Raw genomic sequence first — 17,777 nt, 5'->3', positions numbered from 1 at the left:
AGTGCGCTGAAACGAGCAGTCAGTTAGAAACGGAAAAGCTTCGAAATTCAGAGCACACGCCATGAGCCGTGTACCGAAACCAAATTCTTCGCCAGGTCTATTTCATGTCCCGTTCGGCAAAACGCTTGCCGATGCGCGAAACGTAGGGTCTTGCGTTGGGGAATACAAGCGATAGTTTCGCCGATTGATGCGTCTGGAAATGCTTGGAAACCATTTCGAGTATTCTGCTGTTTCTCAAGAAAATTAATAAAAACAGACATTTACCCAAGGTGTGGAAGACGTCAGACTACAGGCTTGGCGTGTCTCACATAGAATTGATGCTTTGCCGCCTCTTACCAAGGTTGCTTGAATTGAAGACTGGATTTTATGGGTTTCTTGAGACTTGATTCAGATGAAACCAGTCCTCAGGGAGACAGTCCGGACTCCATATGAGCAATCGAAGGGCCTAACCTTGGGACTGTCGCTTGGCGGCGCGCATCAGTGTCTCGAGTTGGTTAAGGAAGCGGGAGCGGTCTGCCTTGGTGAAGCCGGGCCCGCTCTCCCGGATCTCTCCGACTTCACGCAGATGCGTGTTCAGGTTTCGCATCGCCAGTCGCATGCCCATGGCATCTTCGCGGAACGGCTTGCCATTGGGAGAAATCACCAGAGCGCCGGTGTTGACGCAACGCGAGGCAAGCGGGACGTCCGCTGTAATAACCACATCGCCGGTGGTTGCTCGCTCGGCGATCCAGTCGTCGGCGACGTCCGGTCCTTCGGGAACAACCACTCTCTCCACCAGATCGCTTTCCGGCAGCCGCATCCAGCTGTTGGAGACGATCTTGATCTCGACGCGGTGCCGCTCACCAACCTTGATGGCTTCGTCTTTGACCGGACAGGCATCTGCATCGACGTAGAGAATGGTCATGAAGGTTGCTCTCGGTCGTTGGTCTCATTGAGATAGTTCGCAATGCCCTCTGCGGCCGCAACTCCGGTCGCAAAGCAGGCCTGCAGGAGATATCCGCCGGTTGGAGCCTCCCAGTCCACCATCTCGCCAGCGACAAAGACACCCGACAGCTTCTTGAGCATCAGCTGGTCATCAATTTCAGTCAGAGCAATTCCTCCCGCCGATGAAATCGCCCGGTCGATGGGATAGGGCGCTGTCGCCGTCAACGGCGTTTGCTTGATCCTTTCGGCCAACGCTTGGGGTGTCTCTGGCAGCGGGCCCACCTCGCGCAGGAGAGATATCTGGACCGGTGACAGGCCGCCGGCCTTGCGCAGAAAGGTGCTGACAGATTGCTTGCCGCGATTTGCGCTCAGCCGGCTGGTGAGCTTTTCGATCGCGATGTCAGGTCGCAGGTCGAGCAGGAGGGTCGCCTTGCCAGATAGTTCGATTTCGCGCCGGACCGATGAAGAGAGCGCATAGATGGCACCGCCCTCAAGGCCTCTTTCGGAAAGAATTGCTTCACCCCTTGTACGCTCCGTCCCCGACGTGACTGTGAGGGGTTTCAGCGGCGTTCCGGCAAACCGTTTCTTCAGCAAGTCACTCCAGGCAATCTCAAAGCCGCAGTTCGCTGGACGCAAGGCGTTGACCTCCACACCCTGGTGATGGAGGTTCGACACCCAGCTGCCATCAGAACCAAGTCTTGGCCAACTTGCGCCGCCAAGAGCCAGGAGGCTCGCCCGCGCCTTGAGTTTGACCTCTCTCCCATCCGGATCCTCGAAGGTGAGCGTGTCTTCCTCGCCAAATCCCGTCCAGGTCAACCTGGTCTGAAGTGTGATGCCACGCTCAGCGAGGCGCGACAGCAGCGCGCGCAAGAGCGGCGAGGCTTTCATTGCCTTGGGGAAGATACGCCCGCTTGATCCTTTAAATGTCTCCTGACCGAGATCAAGGCACCACTGCCGCAAGTTCTCAGGTGTGAACTTGTTGATGAGTGGGGCGAGAAACGGTTCAGCCTCGCGGTACCGCGTCAGAAAAGCCGACTGCTCTTCGCTATGGGTCAGGTTAAGTCCCCCGCGGCCTGCCATCAGGAACTTGCGGGCAGGCGAGGGCATGCGGTCGACCACCGCTACATTCAGGCCTGACGAGGACAACCGGTCGGCGGCGATCAGCCCGGCAGGGCCTGCGCCGACAATCAAAACATCATGCATGGAGGTCTTATAAGCAAATTTGTGCGGATGAAAAGCGGTGCGGCGATGTGAATTCGTATCGTAAATATTACCGAGAATAAGTAAACTGCATCAATGAGATGTGGTGAATTGTTAGGGATTTTCTGTTCAATTTTATGTTGCTGGGGGAGTTGTATGCATCGTCGAAGTGTTTTGGTTGAGTGAGTTCTCAGTTGATACTTGGAGATACTGCGGGAATTGGAGGCAGTGATGGTGGCAAACGTAAATCAGATTGTAGTGGCTGATGGCGACCTGAAGGTTCTGGACGCCTTCGAACGTTTGTTTGCTGGCCAGTACAGGGTGAAGACCTTTGATGAATCCGAAGAAGCCCTGAAGTGGATCAAGGAAAATCATGGCGTCTCCGTCATCGTTTCCTGCGCCAATCTTCCAGGGCGCGGCGGTTCCGGCTTTCTCAAGGCCTCAGAGACCTATGTGCCCCTGGCGACGCGCGTCATGTTGACGGCGCAGAACTCGGTCGAAGTGTTCAAGCAGGCTGTGAACGAGGCAGGCGTTTTCATGTTCCTGTCCAAGCCCTGTTCGCCACAGGAGCTGTCTTCTGCAATTGAAGCAAGTGTCGCGCACCATTCGCGGATGGTCTTTGAGCGCACGCTGCTTGAAAAAACCCTTTCCGGCTCGGTCAAACTTCTGATCGACATGCTGTCGCTGTTTCATTCCGAGGCGTTTCGCCGGACCTCTGTCATGCGGCCTCAGGCTCTCAAGCTGGCAAAGGTGCTTGAGATGAAAAAGACCTGGGAACTCGAGATGGCGATCATGTTTTCGCCCCTTGGGGAAGCCTTGCTTCCGAAGGAGATCTTGTCTCGGTACCGCGCTGCCAAGACGCTGACGGAGTCCCAGCGGGAAATTCTGGCGGGTGCTCCGGCCCAGACGCGAGATCTCTTGAAGAACATTCCGCAGTTGGAGAAAGTGGCCGAAGTTCTCTACCTTTCCGGCCGTGGTTATGACGGATCAGGTTTCCCGGAAGACGGTCCGACTGGCAAGGACATTCCGCTGACCGCCAGGATCCTGAAGCTGCTGACCGACTTGTGGTATGCGAGCCCTGAAAACGGGGTCGACGCTGCCGCGTTCGAGGCGCTTGGTATCAACCATCGTCAGTACGACCCCGATCTTCTCAAGGTCGCGCGGGCCTGCCTGTTGAGCGAAGCCCTAGGTGTAGATGAGCGCGAGATTACGCTCTGCTACATCAGGGCTCTGAAGCCCGGCGACGAGTTGGTCGACGACATTCTGACTGAAGGCACGCACGAACTGGTGCTCTCAAGAGGACACCAGTTGACCGGAACAACCATCCGGCGCCTCGATCAGTACAATCATGTTGCAGGTATTCGTCAGCCGATACGGGTCCATAGGCCTGCGCCGGTCGATACCAGCCAGGCCCCGGAAAAGGCAACGGCATAGAGGTTCTGTCTGCGCGAGCCTCGGCTATGGTTGTGGCTCGTCCTTGTTGAGCAACTCCGCCTCATAAGCTTTTGCCACGCGTAGAAAACGTGCATGGGCATAGTTGATCGAAAGGATCAGGCCCCACCAGCCATAACGCCTGTAGCGGCGGATGAAGTAGGCCTTCAAAAATGCCGCGGGGAATTCCGTTAGAAGCCGCCGTTTCGGCAGTTTTCTGCCACGGGCCTGCAGGTCGGCAACCTGCATGTTGGAATACCGATTGTATTTGCCGACCTGAAAATCCAGAGAACGTATTGAGCGGTGCGAGATGATACACTTCATCGACTTGATGACAGCGTCAGGCTCGGGGCGGACCGTGTCATGCACGGTTGAGGTCGAGAAACGTCCCTTGCGGCGGTCGTAGAGCCGGATCTGGTCGTAGCCGTATGCCCAGGGCGCTGGGCGATCCTCATGTGCATAGATATCGCGGATCATGATCCGCCAGCCGTCGGCGGACAGATAGCTGCCGTCTGCAAACATGCGGTGAAGTTCATCGGCGAGCTCTGAGGTCACTTCCTCGTCCGCATCGAGATTCAAAAGCCAGTCATTCCGGCATTGGTCTTCCCCAAAACGCTTTTGGGGGCCGTAACCGGGCCAGGCATTCTCGAGAACCCGCGCGCCTAGTTGCTCCGCGACAGGCACCGTTCCATCGCTGGAGCCGCTGTCGATGACGATAACCTCATCGACCCAATCCCGGACGCTCTTGATTGTTCGTCCGATCCGGTCGGCTTCGTCCTTGGCAATGATAAATACCGAGATCGGCAGGTGTCTTGTCATGGGAGAGGCTCGGCAATTGGGGCGGGCGAAGAACTGGCGGCGACGTTTCTTGAAACTGCCTTCTATCAGGTTTGGTTTTCTATTTTTAGATGTTTGTCGGCATTCAGCGGGGCACAGATTTTCTGGCTTACGGAAAGGACCGCTGGTCTTTCTGCCGAACCGGCGTGCCTGCCGACCAGTCAGGATCAAGCTGCGAGGATTTGAGATGCCATTGCTTTGCGATCGTCTAACGTTACGGTAATCAGAAATTCTGGAAATGGAGTGCGATGCAAAAGATGCGTTTGTGCAGCGCCAAAACCGATTTTGTTGACAACCAAAACCGTTTTTGTCACGTTTTGGTCAAGAAAGACAAAGCTCCCGGGTCGGCAAAGATGCCGCCAGGATGCTGTTTGGTCGGCTGCAAGGGTTCCGCAAGGAACTCTCGATCAAGCGGTGCGAACGGGAGTGAATTGGGAGATGAGATGACCGGTTCCCGGGGATCCGTAACGATTGAGGATGTGGCGCGTCATGTGGGTGTCGCCAAGGGCACGGTCTCGCGTGTTCTCAACAATTACACGGACATCTCCAGTGAAACGCGCGAGCGCATCCTTAAGGCGGTCAAGGACCTTGGCTATCAGCCGTCGTCAACGGCCAGGAGCCTGAAGCGGGGCCGGCTGGATACCCTCGGAATCGTCATGCCGGTTGGCCGGGGTCGTGGTGCCGACCCGTTTCTCTCCGAGTTTATCGACGGTATCGCCCGGGCGCTCGATGACCTGGATCGAGATCTTCTTGTCACCACCGCACACTCCGGCCGCCATATGCTGGAAACCCACGAAAGACTGATTGCTAGGCGCAAGGTCGACGGGTTCATCCTCACCCGGACCGAGGTGAATGATCCACGGATCGAATTTCTGCAGGCAAGACGCTTTCCTTTTGTTGCCCACGGCAGGACATCCGACCCGCGTACCTTTGCCTGGTACGACATCGACAACGAGGACACCTTTGTGTCCGGTGTCAAGCATATCGCGGCCCTCGGTCATCGGCGCATCGGTCTTGTCGGCGGTCCTCGCGACCTGAATTTCGCTTGTCAACGCCGTGCGGGTTATCGGCGTGGTCTTGAGCTGTGCGGGCTCGAGGTAGATCCGGCGCTTGAGGTGGAAGAGCCCCTCACTGAAGTGGGCGGCGTTGAAGGCGCAAGGCGCCTTCTTGGCCTGCACATGCCGCCAACCGCTTTGTTCTGTGTAACCGACGCACTGGCGATTGGCGCCATGCGCCTGTGCCGGGACCTTGGACTGCGGGTCGGTGAAGACGTGACCATCATTGGCTACGACGGCCTGCCGGTCGGCGCTTATGTGGATCCCCCACTGACGACATTTTCCCAGTCGGCTCAATCTGCAGGCGGCCAAATCGCGCGCATGTTGATCGATCTGATCGAGGGAACGGAACCTGCCCAGCGGCAGAAACTGGCTCAGGCCGAATTGATCCGACGGGCGTCGGATGGTCCGCCTGCGAAAACGCCGGAAGAACTTGCCCAAGTTCTCCGGCGCTCTGTGTGACTTTGACGAGTGTTCGTACACAAAAGGAGAGTACGATGTTTGGGAGGAAGTTTCTTTTAGCCACGACTTTGGCTGGCGTTTTCGCCGCCGGTGTGGCGGGTGCCAATGCCGAAGGCCTGCGTTTCTGGACGACAGAAGAGCAGCCCGAGCGCCTGGCGAAACAGGAAGAAATGGCTGCGGCCTTCAAGGCCAAGACCGGTATCGAAGTGACCGTCATTCCAGTGACGGAAAAGGATCTGGGAACCCGTGCAACCGCGGCTTTCGCGGCTGGTGACCTGCCTGACGTGATCTATCATCCGCTGCAGTATGCTCTGCCCTGGGCGGAGGCCGGCATCCTGGATACGGAAACGGCAACTGAGGTTGTCGATGCTCTCGATGCAGAAACATTCGCATCCGGCGCTCTCGGCATGGCGTCCTACGAAGACGGATATGCTTCGGTGCCTGTAGATGGCTGGACCCAGATGGTCGTCTACCGCAAGGACCTCTTTGAGGCGAACGGTCTGGAAGCTCCGACCACCTATGATGCGATCCTGAAAGCAGTCGAGAAGCTCCACAATCCGCCTGAAATGTTCGGTTTTGTCGCAGCGACGAAAATCGACGAGAACTTCATGAGCCAGGTTCTGGAGCATGTTCTTCTTGCAAACGGCGTGACCCCTGTCGACGACAATGGCTTCAAGGCTCTTGATGAGAAAAAGACCATTGAAGCGCTGGAGTTCTACAAGGCCATCTCAAAGGCATCGCCGGCTGGTGATCTGTACTGGAAGCAGTCCCGCGAACTTTATTTTGCCGGCAAGGCTGCGATGATCATCTGGTCGCCGTTCATTCTCGATGAGCTGGCTGGCCTGCGCGACAGTGCCCCGCCGACCATCAACGATGATCCGACTTCGAAAGCGCTTGCGTCCATGACCGGCATCGTGACGACCCTGTCCGGCCCGTCCAATCCGGATGGCGCGGCCTGGGGCGATGTTCGGTACTTCGGCATCACCAACGACGCGGACACGGATGCGGCGATTGAGTTCGTCAAGTTCTCCATGGACGAAGGTTACCTGTCGACCCTCTCCATTGCGCCGGAAGGCAAGTTCCCAATCCGTCGTGGCGATGGAGAAAACCCCGAAAAGTTCACCATGGGCTGGGCGAAACTGCCGGTTGGCGTCGACCGCAAGGCACCGCTGACCGAACTCTACGACGAAGCCACAATTGAGCGCATCGTCGGCGGTCTCGACACGGCAAGCCGTTGGGGTGTGACGGAAGGTCAGCTCTCGCTGGCGTCCAAGATCATCAACAGCCAGGTGATCAACCGCTATGTACGCGAGTTCATCGATGATGAGCGCGATGCTGCAGAAACGGTGGCCAAGATGAACGCCGAGCTGGCCAAGGTCCAGTAACGCGTCAGAGACGATCCAAACCGGAAGGCGGCAACCTTGCCTTCCGGTCCCTCACTAAATTCGAGCCCAGGTGCCGGATATGACTGCCGTGGAAAATATGGCTGAAGGCCGATCTGCTGTTCCGCCGAAAGGTATTGGGCCGATGCAGAGGCGGGAGGCGAGGCTTGCCTTCCTGATGTTGGCGCCGACCTTCCTGATCATCCTTTTGATCGTGATGGGGCCGCTGCTTGCCAACTTCTGGATCAGCGTCAAGCCGGTTGGTCTTGCGGACCTGCGGCCACCCTCTGTCCTGGTGAATGAGCGTGTCCGCGGAAAACCGCAGGCAGCTGGCGATGCCGTCACCCTTGAATACCGGCTTCGCAATTCTTCCCAGGACAAGGAAATTCGGAACGTTGTTCTGAAGGACAGTTTGCCGGACGGATTTACGCTTGGTTCAACTCCCGAAGCCTGCACGATCAATGGCCGGCAGCTGACCTGCGCTTTTGGCGATGTGCCGGCCAAGTGGCGCGAAAGGTTAAGGCTCGAAGGCACAGCTGATGCACCGTTCCTGGCGCTTGAGCGTCCTGGAAGAGAGACCGAGCCGGAGGTCGCCGGAGACGCCGACAATATCCTGACGAACTTCGAGTTCACCTTCGAGAACTTCCGCAAGGTGTTTGATGGAGACGAGTTCTGGGGCGTCCTGCGCGTCACCTTCTACTACACCATCTTCGGTACAGTCGGCGCATTGGTGCTCGGATTGTTCGCAGCCCAGCTGCTGAACACGTCCTTCAAGGGGCGCGGCTTTTTACGCGGACTGTTTCTCTTTCCTTACGTATCGCCTGTGATTGCGGTGGCCTTCACTTGGGTGGTTCTCTTCGATCCATTCTCTGGCACATTGAATGCGCTTCTGACCAAGATGGGTGTCGTCGATGCCCCGATTAATTTCTTTGGTCAGCGGGCAATCGAATTCTCTGTCTTTGGGCTGCCGCTAGAGTTTCCGCTGGCGCTGACAACCGTCATTGCGTTTGAGGCCTGGCGGTATTTCCCGCTGTCTTTCATGTTTATTCTTGCACGCATGCAGTCGATCAACACCGATATGTATGAGGCGGCCGAGATGGACGGCGCCACGCCAATGCAGCAGTTCTGGTATATCTCGCTGCCGCAGCTCTTGGGCATTCTGTCTGTCCTGTTCCTGTTGCGCTTCATCTGGACCTTCAACAAGTTCGACGACATCTTCCTGCTCACAGGCGGGAATGCCGGAACCCGTACCCTGACGGTCGATGTCTATGAGCAGGGCTTTGCGCTATCGAACCTTGGTGCCGGTGCTGCGGTCGCTGTTGTTGTCTTTGTCGTTCTCGTGACATTCGCCACGCTGTTCCTGCATTTCTCGCCGAAAGAGGAGGGGCTGTGATGGCCTACACCGGTTCTCTCATCGCGCTTGTCTGCGGGGCCATCTGGGGCACTGTCGTCATGTTGGTCACTGGAGTGACCCTGACGCTTGTGACCGGCGAGGTTGCCGTGCCTCAAGTTGGCGCCGCCGCGCTCGCCGGCGCACTGCATGGCTTTGTTCTGGTCTGGCGCGGCAGTGCCCGACGCGATCTGAACGCCCATGTCGGAGCGGCATTGATTGCCTTTGTCGTGGTCACGGCCTTCAGTCTCGCAGCGCCTTTCGCCCTGCCTCTTGATGTCGTGCCGCTTTGGCAAGGGGTTGGGATATTCGTCTTCCTGGGCGCGCTTGGCTTTGCCAACGCCATTTGCCTCAAAGGCGTTCCACTCAAGGCCATGTCACGGTATGACCGTGAGGTCGTTTATATTCGCGTGCTCAAGGGACTTGGGTTCGTCGTCTTCACGATCCTCGTCGCCCTGCCGTTCTACGTCATGGTGATGACCTCTCTGAAGAGCCAGCAGCAGCTGCTCGCCAACCCGCTGGATCTCTCGATCGATCTCTCGCAGGGCGTGACCTCGCTGTTCAGGTCCTATGTGGAGCTCTTCACCAAGTACAATTTCGGCACCTACCTGATGGTCTCGGCAGTTGTGTCTGTCGCCACCGTCATCCTGACCTTGCTGTTCTCGGTTCCGGGCGCCTATGCAGTCTCGCGTCTTCGTTTTCCAGGCCGGGCCCTGCTGTCGCGCTCGGTGCTTCTGATTTACATGGTGCCGGCGATCGTGCTTGTAATCCCGCTCTATGCGGTGTTCTCGCAGCTGGGCCTGCGCAACAGTCTGACCGGACTGCTGATCGTCTATCCCGCCACCACCATCCCTGTGGCGCTCTATATGCTCCAGGGCTACTTCCGAGGCCTGCCCGCCGAGCTTGAAGAGGCGGGCCTGATGGATGGCCTAAGCCGCATCGGCGTGATCTTGAAAATCACCTTACCGCTCTCGTTGCCGGCCCTCGCGTCTGTATCCCTCTACGTTTTCATGATCGCCTGGAACGAGTTCCTGTTCGCGTTCATGTTCCTCGATGACCCCGACATCTTCACCTTGTCGCGCGGTGTCGTTGCGCTCAATTCCTCCGAAGTACCGCGCCAGCATCTGATGGCCGGCGCAGTGATCGCAACGGTGCCCGTGCTTGGCATCTTCCTCTGGTTCGAGCGTTTTCTCGTTCAAGGGCTGACGGCTGGCAGCGTCAAGGGCTGACAAGAACAACATACTTTTGGGAGACTATCTCATGGGTGCCGATCTCGACGCACTTGCACACACGATCCTCAAGGACAACGACCTTGGCGGTTACACCATTCCGACCAAGGGCCTTTACCCATACCAGTGGAACTGGGACTCGGTTTTCGTAGCAATTGGCTTCGCGACCTTCGACCTTAACCGCGCCTGGCAGGAAATAGAAAACCTGTTCGAGGGACAGTGGGATGACGGCATGGTGCCGCACATACTCTTCCGGAAAAACGATCCAAGCTACTTCCCGGGCCCAAGTGTCTGGGGCACCAAGTCAGAGCCCTTTCCGACATCCGGTCACTCCCAGCCGCCAGTTGCGGCAACTGCGGTGCGTGATCTCTTCGAGCAGTCGTCTGCCCCCGAAAACGCTGACCGTGCCAAGGCGCTCTTTCCGAAATTGATGGCTTGGCACCGCTGGTGGGCGACGTGCCGGGATCCAAAAGGACATGGTACCGTTGCCATCGTTCATCCTTGGGAATCTGGCCGGGACAACCTGCCGGACTGGGATGAACCTCTGTCGAACGTCGACACCACAGGCGTGCCGGAATACACGCGCAAGGACACTTCGCACGTTGATCCAGACATGCGTCCGCTCAAGAAAGACTATGATCGCTACATGGCGATCCTTGCGATCGGAAAGGCTTGCGGTTGGGACGCCGCCGAGGTGGTGGAGAAGACCCCGTTCCTGGTCGCCGATCCGGCGATCACCATGATCCTGTTGCGTGCGAACCGGGATCTTCTGGTTTTGGCCGATAAACTGGGCTTCCAGAACGACAAGGCGGAAATCGAGGGTTGGATTGCGAAGCAGGAACGCGGCATGGACAGTCTCTGGAATCCGGAGATCAAGGCCTATGTCACACGCAATCTGCGGACCGACGTCCTGGGAACAGGCGTATCAAGCGCGTCCTTCCTGGCGTCCTACGCCGGTCTCTCCGATCCAAAGGTGATTGAACCGCTGAATGCTCATTTCGACCGGATTGCGGGGAAAGTCGATTTCATGCTGCCGTCCTATGATCCGGACCATGCCGGCTTTGAGCACAAGCGCTATTGGCGCGGACCGATCTGGGCCGTGGTCAATTATCTTGCTGCACGCGGCATGACGGAAGCGGGCGAAGTGGCGCGTGCCGAGAAAATCCGGCAAGACACCGTCAGGCTGGTCGAGCGGAGCGGATTTGCCGAGTACTTCAGCCCTGTGGATGGGTCAGGCGCAGGGGGCAATTCGTTCTCCTGGACAGCTGCGGTGTGGCTTGCCTGGGCGACGCCAAGCCTTGCGGTGAACAAGGCGGCTTAAGCCGCCGTAGTGGGTGATCAGGGGAAGAACAATGGGTGCAATACGGCTCGACCGCGTAGAAAAATGGTTTGGTGACCTTCAAGTCATCAAGGGCATTGACCTTGAAATCCAAGACGGCGAGTTCGTGATCTTCGTCGGGCCGTCCGGCTGCGGAAAATCCACCTTGCTGCGTTTGATTTCGGGGCTTGAGGAGACCAGCCGGGGTGCCATCGAAATCGATGGCAAGGATGTCACTGCGGAGCCGCCCTCCGGCCGTGGCCTGTCCATGGTGTTCCAGTCCTATGCGCTCTATCCGCATATGACCGTGCGCGAAAACGTTGGCTTTGGCCTCAAGACAGCCGGCGAACCCAAGGCCGAGATTGAGCGGAAGGTATCGGCGGCAGCTGACGTGCTGAAGCTGGATGACTATCTGGACCGGCGCCCCAAGGCGCTGTCAGGTGGACAGCGTCAGCGGGTGGCCATCGGCAGGGCTATTGTTCGCGAACCGTCGGCCTTCCTGTTCGACGAACCATTGTCCAATCTGGACGCTGCTTTGCGTGTTGAAATGCGGTTCGAGATCGCGCGGCTTCACAAGGCGCTCGGCACGACGATGATCTATGTGACCCATGACCAGGTCGAGGCCATGACTTTGGCCGACAAGATTGTCGTGCTCCAGGGCGGTGTAATCGAGCAGGTTGGAAGCCCGCGAGAGCTTTACGAACGTCCTGACAATCTCTTCGTCGCGCAGTTCATCGGGTCTCCCAAGATGAATGTTCTGCCCTGTTCGGTCTCCGGAGAGAGGTTTGATCTCGATGGCCACGGCGGCGGGCACTACCCTCAGGCCGCCGCGAGTGCGGATCCGGTGAAACTCGGGATCCGCCCGGAGCACATCAAGGTCGTGCCCGAAGGCCAAGGCCACGCGCAGGGGACCGTAGAGGTGGCTGAGTATCTCGGCGCTGACACCTATCTTTACGTTTCGATCGACGGTCTTGATACCATCCTCGTACGCACCGATGGCGCCGATGAAATTGCCGAGGGCTCTCGCGTTGGCTTGAACTTCGATGAAGATCGGCTTCACTTCTTTGCGGCGGATGGCAAGACCATCCGCGCCTGAGCCGCCTAGACGATCAGTGCAAACAAGGCGTCGAGGCCGGGGAGCGAGAGCTTTCCGGCCTCTGCCGTTCCTGAAAAACCTGACCCGCGCAAGACTTCAAGAGCGCTGCCAGACCAGTCGAGGTCTATGGCTTCATCGGCGAGGTTGAAGGCGCACAGGATGGCCTCGTTGTCCTGGCGCCGAATGAAAACGAGGGTTTCTCCAGCGCTGTCCAGAAAACGGATGTCACCCTTTAGAAGAGGCATTTGCTCGCGTCGCCAGGAGAGGAAGGTTTTGACCTTCGACAGCACTGAGCCGTCATGGGCCTGCTGCGCGTCGACGGATCTCGAAAGATGCTCGGCCGGCAAGGGGAGCCACGGCGAGCCGGTGGTAAAGCCGCCGCCCGCATCCCCTGACCACGGCATGGGGGTTCGGCAGCCGTCGCGCCCCTTGAACTTCGGCCAGAACCTTATGCCGTAGGGATCCTGAAGTTTCTCGAACGGCACCTCGGCCTCCGTGAGACCCAACTCCTCGCCCTGATAGAGGCAGGGCGTGCCGCGCAAGCTTGTCACGAGAGCTGTGGCGAGAACTGAAAACCGGTCAAGCTCCGCACCTTCGCCCCACCTGGTGGCAACACGAACAACATCGTGGTTTGACAGGGCCCAGCTCGGCCAGCCGCTTCCGATACCCGCTTCCATATTCTCGACCGTCTCGCGGATGTAGGCCGCGGAGCGCTTGGGCGTGAGAAGATCAAAACTGTAGGCCATATGGATGCGCTTGCCGGCGACGGTGTAAGCTGCCGTTGTTCCGATCACATCACGGTCGGCGCCAATTTCTCCAACCGACGTTGCGCCTGGAAACTTATCCAGCAGAGCGCGCAGGCGCTCGAGAAAGGCCAGGTTTTCGGGCTGGGTCTTGTCATAAAGGTGGTGCTGAAAACCATAGGGATTGGTCGGATCAACACCGGTCAGGCTTGCACCTGCCGGCAAGGGCGGATTGTCACGTAGATTGGCGTCGTGAAAGTAAAAATTGACCGTGTCTAGCCGGAACCCGTCGACACCACGCTCCAGCCAAAAGCGGGCGGCAGACAGCACCGCGTCCTGAACATCCTGATTGTGGAAGTTGAGATCCGGTTGGCTCGCGAGGAAGTTGTGCAGGTAGTACTGGCAACGGACGCTGTCCCACTCCCAGGCTGGTCCGCCAAATATCGACAGCCAGTTGTTGGGCGGCGACCCTTCCGGCTTCGCGTCCGCCCAGACGTACCAGTCAGCCTTTTCATTGTCCCGAGAAGTCCGGCTCGCCCTGAACCAGGCGTGTTGGTCAGAGGTGTGGGAGATCACCAGATCGATCATCACCTTAAGCCCGAGATCGTGCGCCTTGGCGACCATGGTGTCGAAATCGGCCAGCGTCCCGAACATGGGATCGACATTTTCATAGTCCGACACGTCATAGCCAAAGTCGGCCATGGGGGAGGTGAAGAAGGGCGAGAGCCAAATCGCGTCGACGCCGAGGCTCGCGATGTAGTCAAGACGCTGCGTGACACCGGTCAGATCGCCGATGCCGTCGCCGTTGCTGTCTTGAAAGGATCGCGGATAGATCTGATAGATCACCGCGCCGCGCCACCAGTCCCCTGCAGGAGTGATCGAGCTTTTGGACCGGTCGTCATTTGAGCGGTTGGCGGTCATGCGGTCCTCCGGGAGATTGCTTCGTCCCAAAACGTGATTTTAGTGTCTGTTCGCGTTGGGAAATGAAAGTCCCCAAAGCGCTTTGAATCCCTAGCCCTTCAATCTGGCACGGTCAAATGCTTTCATGGCAATTCGGGATTGGGCAAAGCAAAAGGCCAGCCTTCGGAAAGGCTGGCCTGGAAAATCTGAAAAGGATCGAAAAAAGGTTTTGTCCGGAACGCGGTCATTTAGCTGCCCTTGCGTGACATCTTCATGAAGGAAACGTTAACAGGACCAATATCCGGGGTCTCCGGGCGCAGATATCAATTGGAAGTCACGTTCGAGGCGGAAATTTATTTCAGGATAAAATATTGAAATTATGAAGCAAAATGGAATACAATGACGTAATAGTCAATTTTAACTTGTGTTCGTCACGGGAAGCTGGGAATTTCTCATCAACGGTGCAGCAATTGCGACTGCACGCCGGGTTGATCCGGCAAGCCGAGACCGTTCGGTTCCGTGGTGCGAGGGAGGTTTTCATGACTGCAGCAATGGTCGGTTGGGCACATTTGCCTTTTGGAAAGCATGCCGACGAGACCGTCGAGACGCTTATCGTCAAAGCAGCAAGCCAGGCCATCCACGATGCGGGTATTTCCCCCGAGGACGTGGACGAGATTTTGCTGGGCCATTTCAACGCGGGATTCTCGGAGCAGGACTTCACCGCCGCTCTGGTGCTGCAGGCTGATCCTGCCTTGCGCTTCAAGCCTGCGACCCGTGTCGAAAATGCCTGTGCCACCGGATCTGCCGCAGTTCAGCAGGGCGTGCGGGCGATCGCTTCTGGCGATGCGCGTATTGTGCTGGTCGTTGGTGTTGAGCAAATGACCACAACGCCGGGGCCGCAGATCGGCAAAAACCTGCTGCGCGCCTCCTATTTGGAAGAGGATGGCGACATACCTGCCGGCTTCGCCGGCGTGTTCGGTCAGATCGCCGACGCCTATTTCCAGAAGTATGGCGACCAATCTGACGCTCTTGCGCGGATCGCGGCGAAAAATCACAAGAACGGCACCGGAAATCCCTATGCGCAGATGCGCAAGGATCTGGGCTATGAGTTCTGCCGCGCGGAAAGTGAAAAGAACCCCTTCGTCGCTGGGCCTCTCAAGCGCACGGATTGCTCGCTGGTCTCAGATGGCGCGGCGGCAATCGTTCTGACCGATACGGCAACGGCGCTTGGCATGAAAAAGGCGGTGGCCTTCCGGTCGACCGCGCATGTTCAGGATTTTCTGCCCATGTCCAAGCGCGACATTCTTCAATTCGAAGGGTGCTCGAAAGCCTGGGGTCAGGCCCTCGGCGATGCGGGGCTGACGCTCGAAGACCTTTCCTTTGTCGAAACCCATGACTGTTTCACGATTGCCGAACTGATCGAATATGAAGCCATGGGGCTGACCAAGGAGGGGGAGGGCTCACGTGCGATCCTCGAAGGCTGGACCGAAATGGACGGCAAACTTCCGGTGAATCCTTCCGGGGGCCTTAAGGCAAAAGGACATCCCATTGGCGCGACCGGCGTTTCGATGCATGTCCTGACTGCCATGCAGCTTCTCGGAGAGGCTGGCGACATTCAAGTCAAAGACGCTGAGCTCGGCGGCATCTTCAACATGGGCGGGGCGGCTGTCGCCAACTATGTCTCTGTTCTGCAGGCGATAAAGTAGGGAAACGCTAGTCCCTTGATGCATTGGCCGACGGAGACACTCCGTCGGCTTTTTTGTTTTTCGCCTGAAAATTGTATTCCTGAAGAATTCGCCTCAATAAAACATTGAAATAAATGACAATGATAATTTGAAGGTGAAGGTCTCATCTACGTAATAACGCTATTATACTAAATAAATCATCGGTTTACTCCAAAATTTACGAAGAGTGAGCAATTGCAGCATAAATGTGCTTTTGCCCGCGCATCACGTTTCAAGCCTTGTTTGTGACCGAGATGCCTCGAGCTCGTTCTGTATCGGTTTGGTTTTATCGAGGAAGTACAATGAATTTTCACAGTCTTCGGTCCAAGGTGACGGCCGCGATTGCGTTCCTGTTCGTCACGATTTCGCTTCTCAATTTCGGCTCGCTGTTCTTCTTGAGGGAGCTGGAGCACAATGCTGAGATGATGGAGCATGATGCTCTTCGGTTTTCTGGTGAGGTTCTTGACCTGACCGTCGCGCTGAAGGAAGTGCGCTTCGATATCGTCCAGGTCCAGCAATGGCTGACCGATATTTCCGCCACGCGCGGTCAGGATGGTCTCAACGATGGCTTTGACGTGGCGGCTGAATTCGCAGCCAAATTCAACACAGACATCGATGCGGCATACTCGCTGGCGAACGGGGCTGGATATGCAAAGCTAACAGCGCAAATCCAGAAGGTCCGTCAGCTGTTCCCGGCCTATCATGAAGTCGGCAAGACCATGGCAGACGCCTACATCGCAGGTGGTCCCGAGAGCGGCAACAAGCTGATGGCCGAATTCGACGGTGCCGCTGAGGCCCTGAACGATGCTGTCGGTGTGGCGTTTGAAATTCACTTCGAGCGTCTGACCGAAGAGCGTGAGAATCTAAAGCACGAAGCTGGGGCCTATGAGGCTGCCGCACACAACACCGACATCATGATCTACTCTGCGACCGGCTTTATCGCGTTGGCGCTTTTGCTTGGCGGATTGGCCATCTTGCGATTCCTCATCAAGCCCATGACCGCCCTTTCGGATGCTGTGACCAATATCACCAATGGTGACTACAGCGTGGTCCTGAAGGAGGCTGATCGCTCAGACGAAATTGGTGAAATCGGCAAGGCGGTTCACATCCTGCGCGACACAGCTGTTGAACGTGAGCGCATTGCAGCTCACCAGGCGGACGAAGATGAGCAACGTCGTATCCGCATCGAACGCCGCGAGCGGCTTGTTCAGGAGTTCCGTTCGTCCGTGTCCGGCCTGATGTCCAACGTCAATGCGACCATGACACAGCTCGACTCGACCGCGTCCTCATTGATGGCTGTTGCAGAAAACACTGCAAGCGAAGCGGAGGGGGCGTCGAGCGCCACCAGCGACGCCATGTCCAACGTCGAGACGGTTGCTGCGGCTTCCGAAGAGTTGTCAGCGTCCATTGATGAGATCAACCGCCGCGTTAACTCGACCCTAGGCGTCGTCACGACGGCAGCAGAAACCACCGACGACACGACCAAGAAGGTGGAGACGCTGGCAACGGCAGCCCAGGAAATTGGCGAAGTGGTCCAGTTGATTTCGAACATCGCAGACCAGACGAACCTCCTCGCCCTCAACGCGACCATCGAGGCGGCCCGTGCAGGTGAATCCGGTAAGGGGTTTGCCGTCGTTGCTAACGAGGTGAAAGCGTTGGCCAATCAGACGGCCAAGGCGACCGAGAGCATTACGCAGCAGATCGCGTCGATCCAGACGGCAACCACTGATGCGTCGCACTCGATCAATAAGATCGCCGAGATCATGCACGATGTGTCAGGTGAAACCGAGGCGATTGCAGCGGCTGTCACCGAACAGAGCGCAGCCACCAGTGAAATCGCTCGCGGAGTGAACTCTGCCGCCGATGGCACTCAGGCGGCAACCCGGAACGTGGAAGTCGTGGCGGAAAATGCGCGCAAGTCGACGGCCTCGGCGAATGAGGTGGATCAGGCGGTTCGGACAGTTGCACGAAACACGGATGACCTGAGAAGCAAGATCGAAGAATTCATTGAGGAATTCGCCGCTTAAGGCATGCCCAGGACAAAGATGCAAAACCGGCGGTCTCAGGATCGCCGGTTTTTCGTTGT

General features: G+C 57.4%; 13 protein-coding genes. 9 read left to right on the top strand and 4 right to left on the bottom strand.

The annotated features are described in order from the left end of the window. Positions 1-445 precede the first annotated feature (445 nt). Entirely contained in the window at positions 446-904 is a 459-nt protein-coding gene (locus IG617_RS17855) for a YaiI/YqxD family protein (protein ID WP_192110577.1), read from the bottom strand. Next, positions 901-2,127, bottom strand: coding sequence for a TIGR03862 family flavoprotein (locus IG617_RS17850; protein WP_192110576.1), 1,227 nt, complete (start codon positions 2,125-2,127; stop codon positions 901-903). The genes IG617_RS17855 and IG617_RS17850 overlap by 4 nt, the downstream gene beginning before the upstream one ends. Positions 2,128-2,355: 228 nt before the next feature. On the opposite strand from IG617_RS17850, the gene IG617_RS17845 reads away from it, so the two are divergent. Then, positions 2,356-3,558, top strand: coding sequence for an HD domain-containing phosphohydrolase (locus tag IG617_RS17845; protein WP_192110575.1), 1,203 nt, complete (start codon positions 2,356-2,358; stop codon positions 3,556-3,558). A 24-nt stretch (positions 3,559-3,582) separates the two neighbouring features. Here the strand turns inward: IG617_RS17845 and IG617_RS17840 are convergent, their stop codons facing one another. Beyond that, positions 3,583-4,374, bottom strand: a complete 792-nt coding sequence (locus IG617_RS17840; RefSeq protein WP_192110574.1) for a glycosyltransferase family 2 protein — start codon at positions 4,372-4,374, stop codon at positions 3,583-3,585. A gap of 461 nt (positions 4,375-4,835) precedes the next feature. Here IG617_RS17840 and IG617_RS17835 point away from each other — a divergent pair, with 461 nt between their 5' ends. The 6 genes from IG617_RS17835 to IG617_RS17810 all read left to right on the top strand — a co-directional run bounded on the left by IG617_RS17835 (position 4,836) and on the right by IG617_RS17810 (position 12,324). Continuing rightward, positions 4,836-5,909 (top strand): LacI family DNA-binding transcriptional regulator, encoded by a 1,074-nt coding sequence (locus IG617_RS17835; protein WP_192110573.1) that lies wholly within the window; start codon positions 4,836-4,838, stop codon positions 5,907-5,909. Positions 5,910-5,944: 35 nt separating this feature from the next. Beyond that, entirely contained in the window at positions 5,945-7,294 is a 1,350-nt protein-coding gene (locus IG617_RS17830; RefSeq protein ID WP_192110572.1) for an ABC transporter substrate-binding protein, read from the top strand. 79 nt (positions 7,295-7,373) lie between these two features. Then, the gene (locus IG617_RS17825) at positions 7,374-8,684 is read left to right on the top strand and encodes a carbohydrate ABC transporter permease (RefSeq protein ID WP_216859602.1); all 1,311 of its coding nucleotides are present in this window, start codon (positions 7,374-7,376) and stop codon (positions 8,682-8,684) included. Beyond that, positions 8,684-9,910 carry a carbohydrate ABC transporter permease gene (locus IG617_RS17820; RefSeq protein ID WP_192110571.1) on the top strand — a complete coding sequence of 409 codons (1,227 nt, stop codon included), beginning with the start codon at positions 8,684-8,686 and terminating at the stop codon, positions 9,908-9,910. Before IG617_RS17825 ends, IG617_RS17820 begins: the two co-directional genes overlap by 1 nt. A 31-nt stretch (positions 9,911-9,941) precedes the next feature. After that, a complete protein-coding gene (locus tag IG617_RS17815; RefSeq protein WP_192110570.1) occupies positions 9,942-11,231 on the top strand; it encodes an MGH1-like glycoside hydrolase domain-containing protein in 1,290 nt (429 codons plus the stop codon). A gap of 31 nt (positions 11,232-11,262) precedes the next feature. Then, positions 11,263-12,324, top strand: coding sequence for an ABC transporter ATP-binding protein (locus IG617_RS17810; RefSeq protein WP_192110569.1), 1,062 nt, complete (start codon positions 11,263-11,265; stop codon positions 12,322-12,324). A gap of 5 nt (positions 12,325-12,329) precedes the next feature. Here the strand turns inward: IG617_RS17810 and IG617_RS17805 are convergent, their stop codons facing one another. Beyond that, positions 12,330-13,988 carry an alpha-glucosidase family protein gene (locus IG617_RS17805; protein ID WP_192110568.1) on the bottom strand — a complete coding sequence of 553 codons (1,659 nt, stop codon included), beginning with the start codon at positions 13,986-13,988 and terminating at the stop codon, positions 12,330-12,332. Between the two features lie 518 nt (positions 13,989-14,506). On the opposite strand from IG617_RS17805, the gene IG617_RS17800 reads away from it, so the two are divergent. Together IG617_RS17800 and IG617_RS17795 are read left to right on the top strand one after the other, a co-directional pair. Next, positions 14,507-15,673, top strand: a complete 1,167-nt coding sequence (locus tag IG617_RS17800; protein WP_192110567.1) for an acetyl-CoA acetyltransferase — start codon at positions 14,507-14,509, stop codon at positions 15,671-15,673. A gap of 320 nt (positions 15,674-15,993) precedes the next feature. Then, positions 15,994-17,718, top strand: coding sequence for a methyl-accepting chemotaxis protein (locus tag IG617_RS17795; protein ID WP_192110566.1), 1,725 nt, complete (start codon positions 15,994-15,996; stop codon positions 17,716-17,718). The last annotated feature ends 59 nt before the right edge of the window (positions 17,719-17,777 follow it).

The sequence above is a fragment of the Roseibium polysiphoniae genome, assembly GCF_014842925.1.
Taxonomy (GTDB): domain Bacteria; phylum Pseudomonadota; class Alphaproteobacteria; order Rhizobiales; family Stappiaceae; genus Roseibium; species Roseibium polysiphoniae.
Note: the sequence above shows the minus strand (reverse complement) of the source record. Positions and strands in the feature narration are given on the sequence as shown.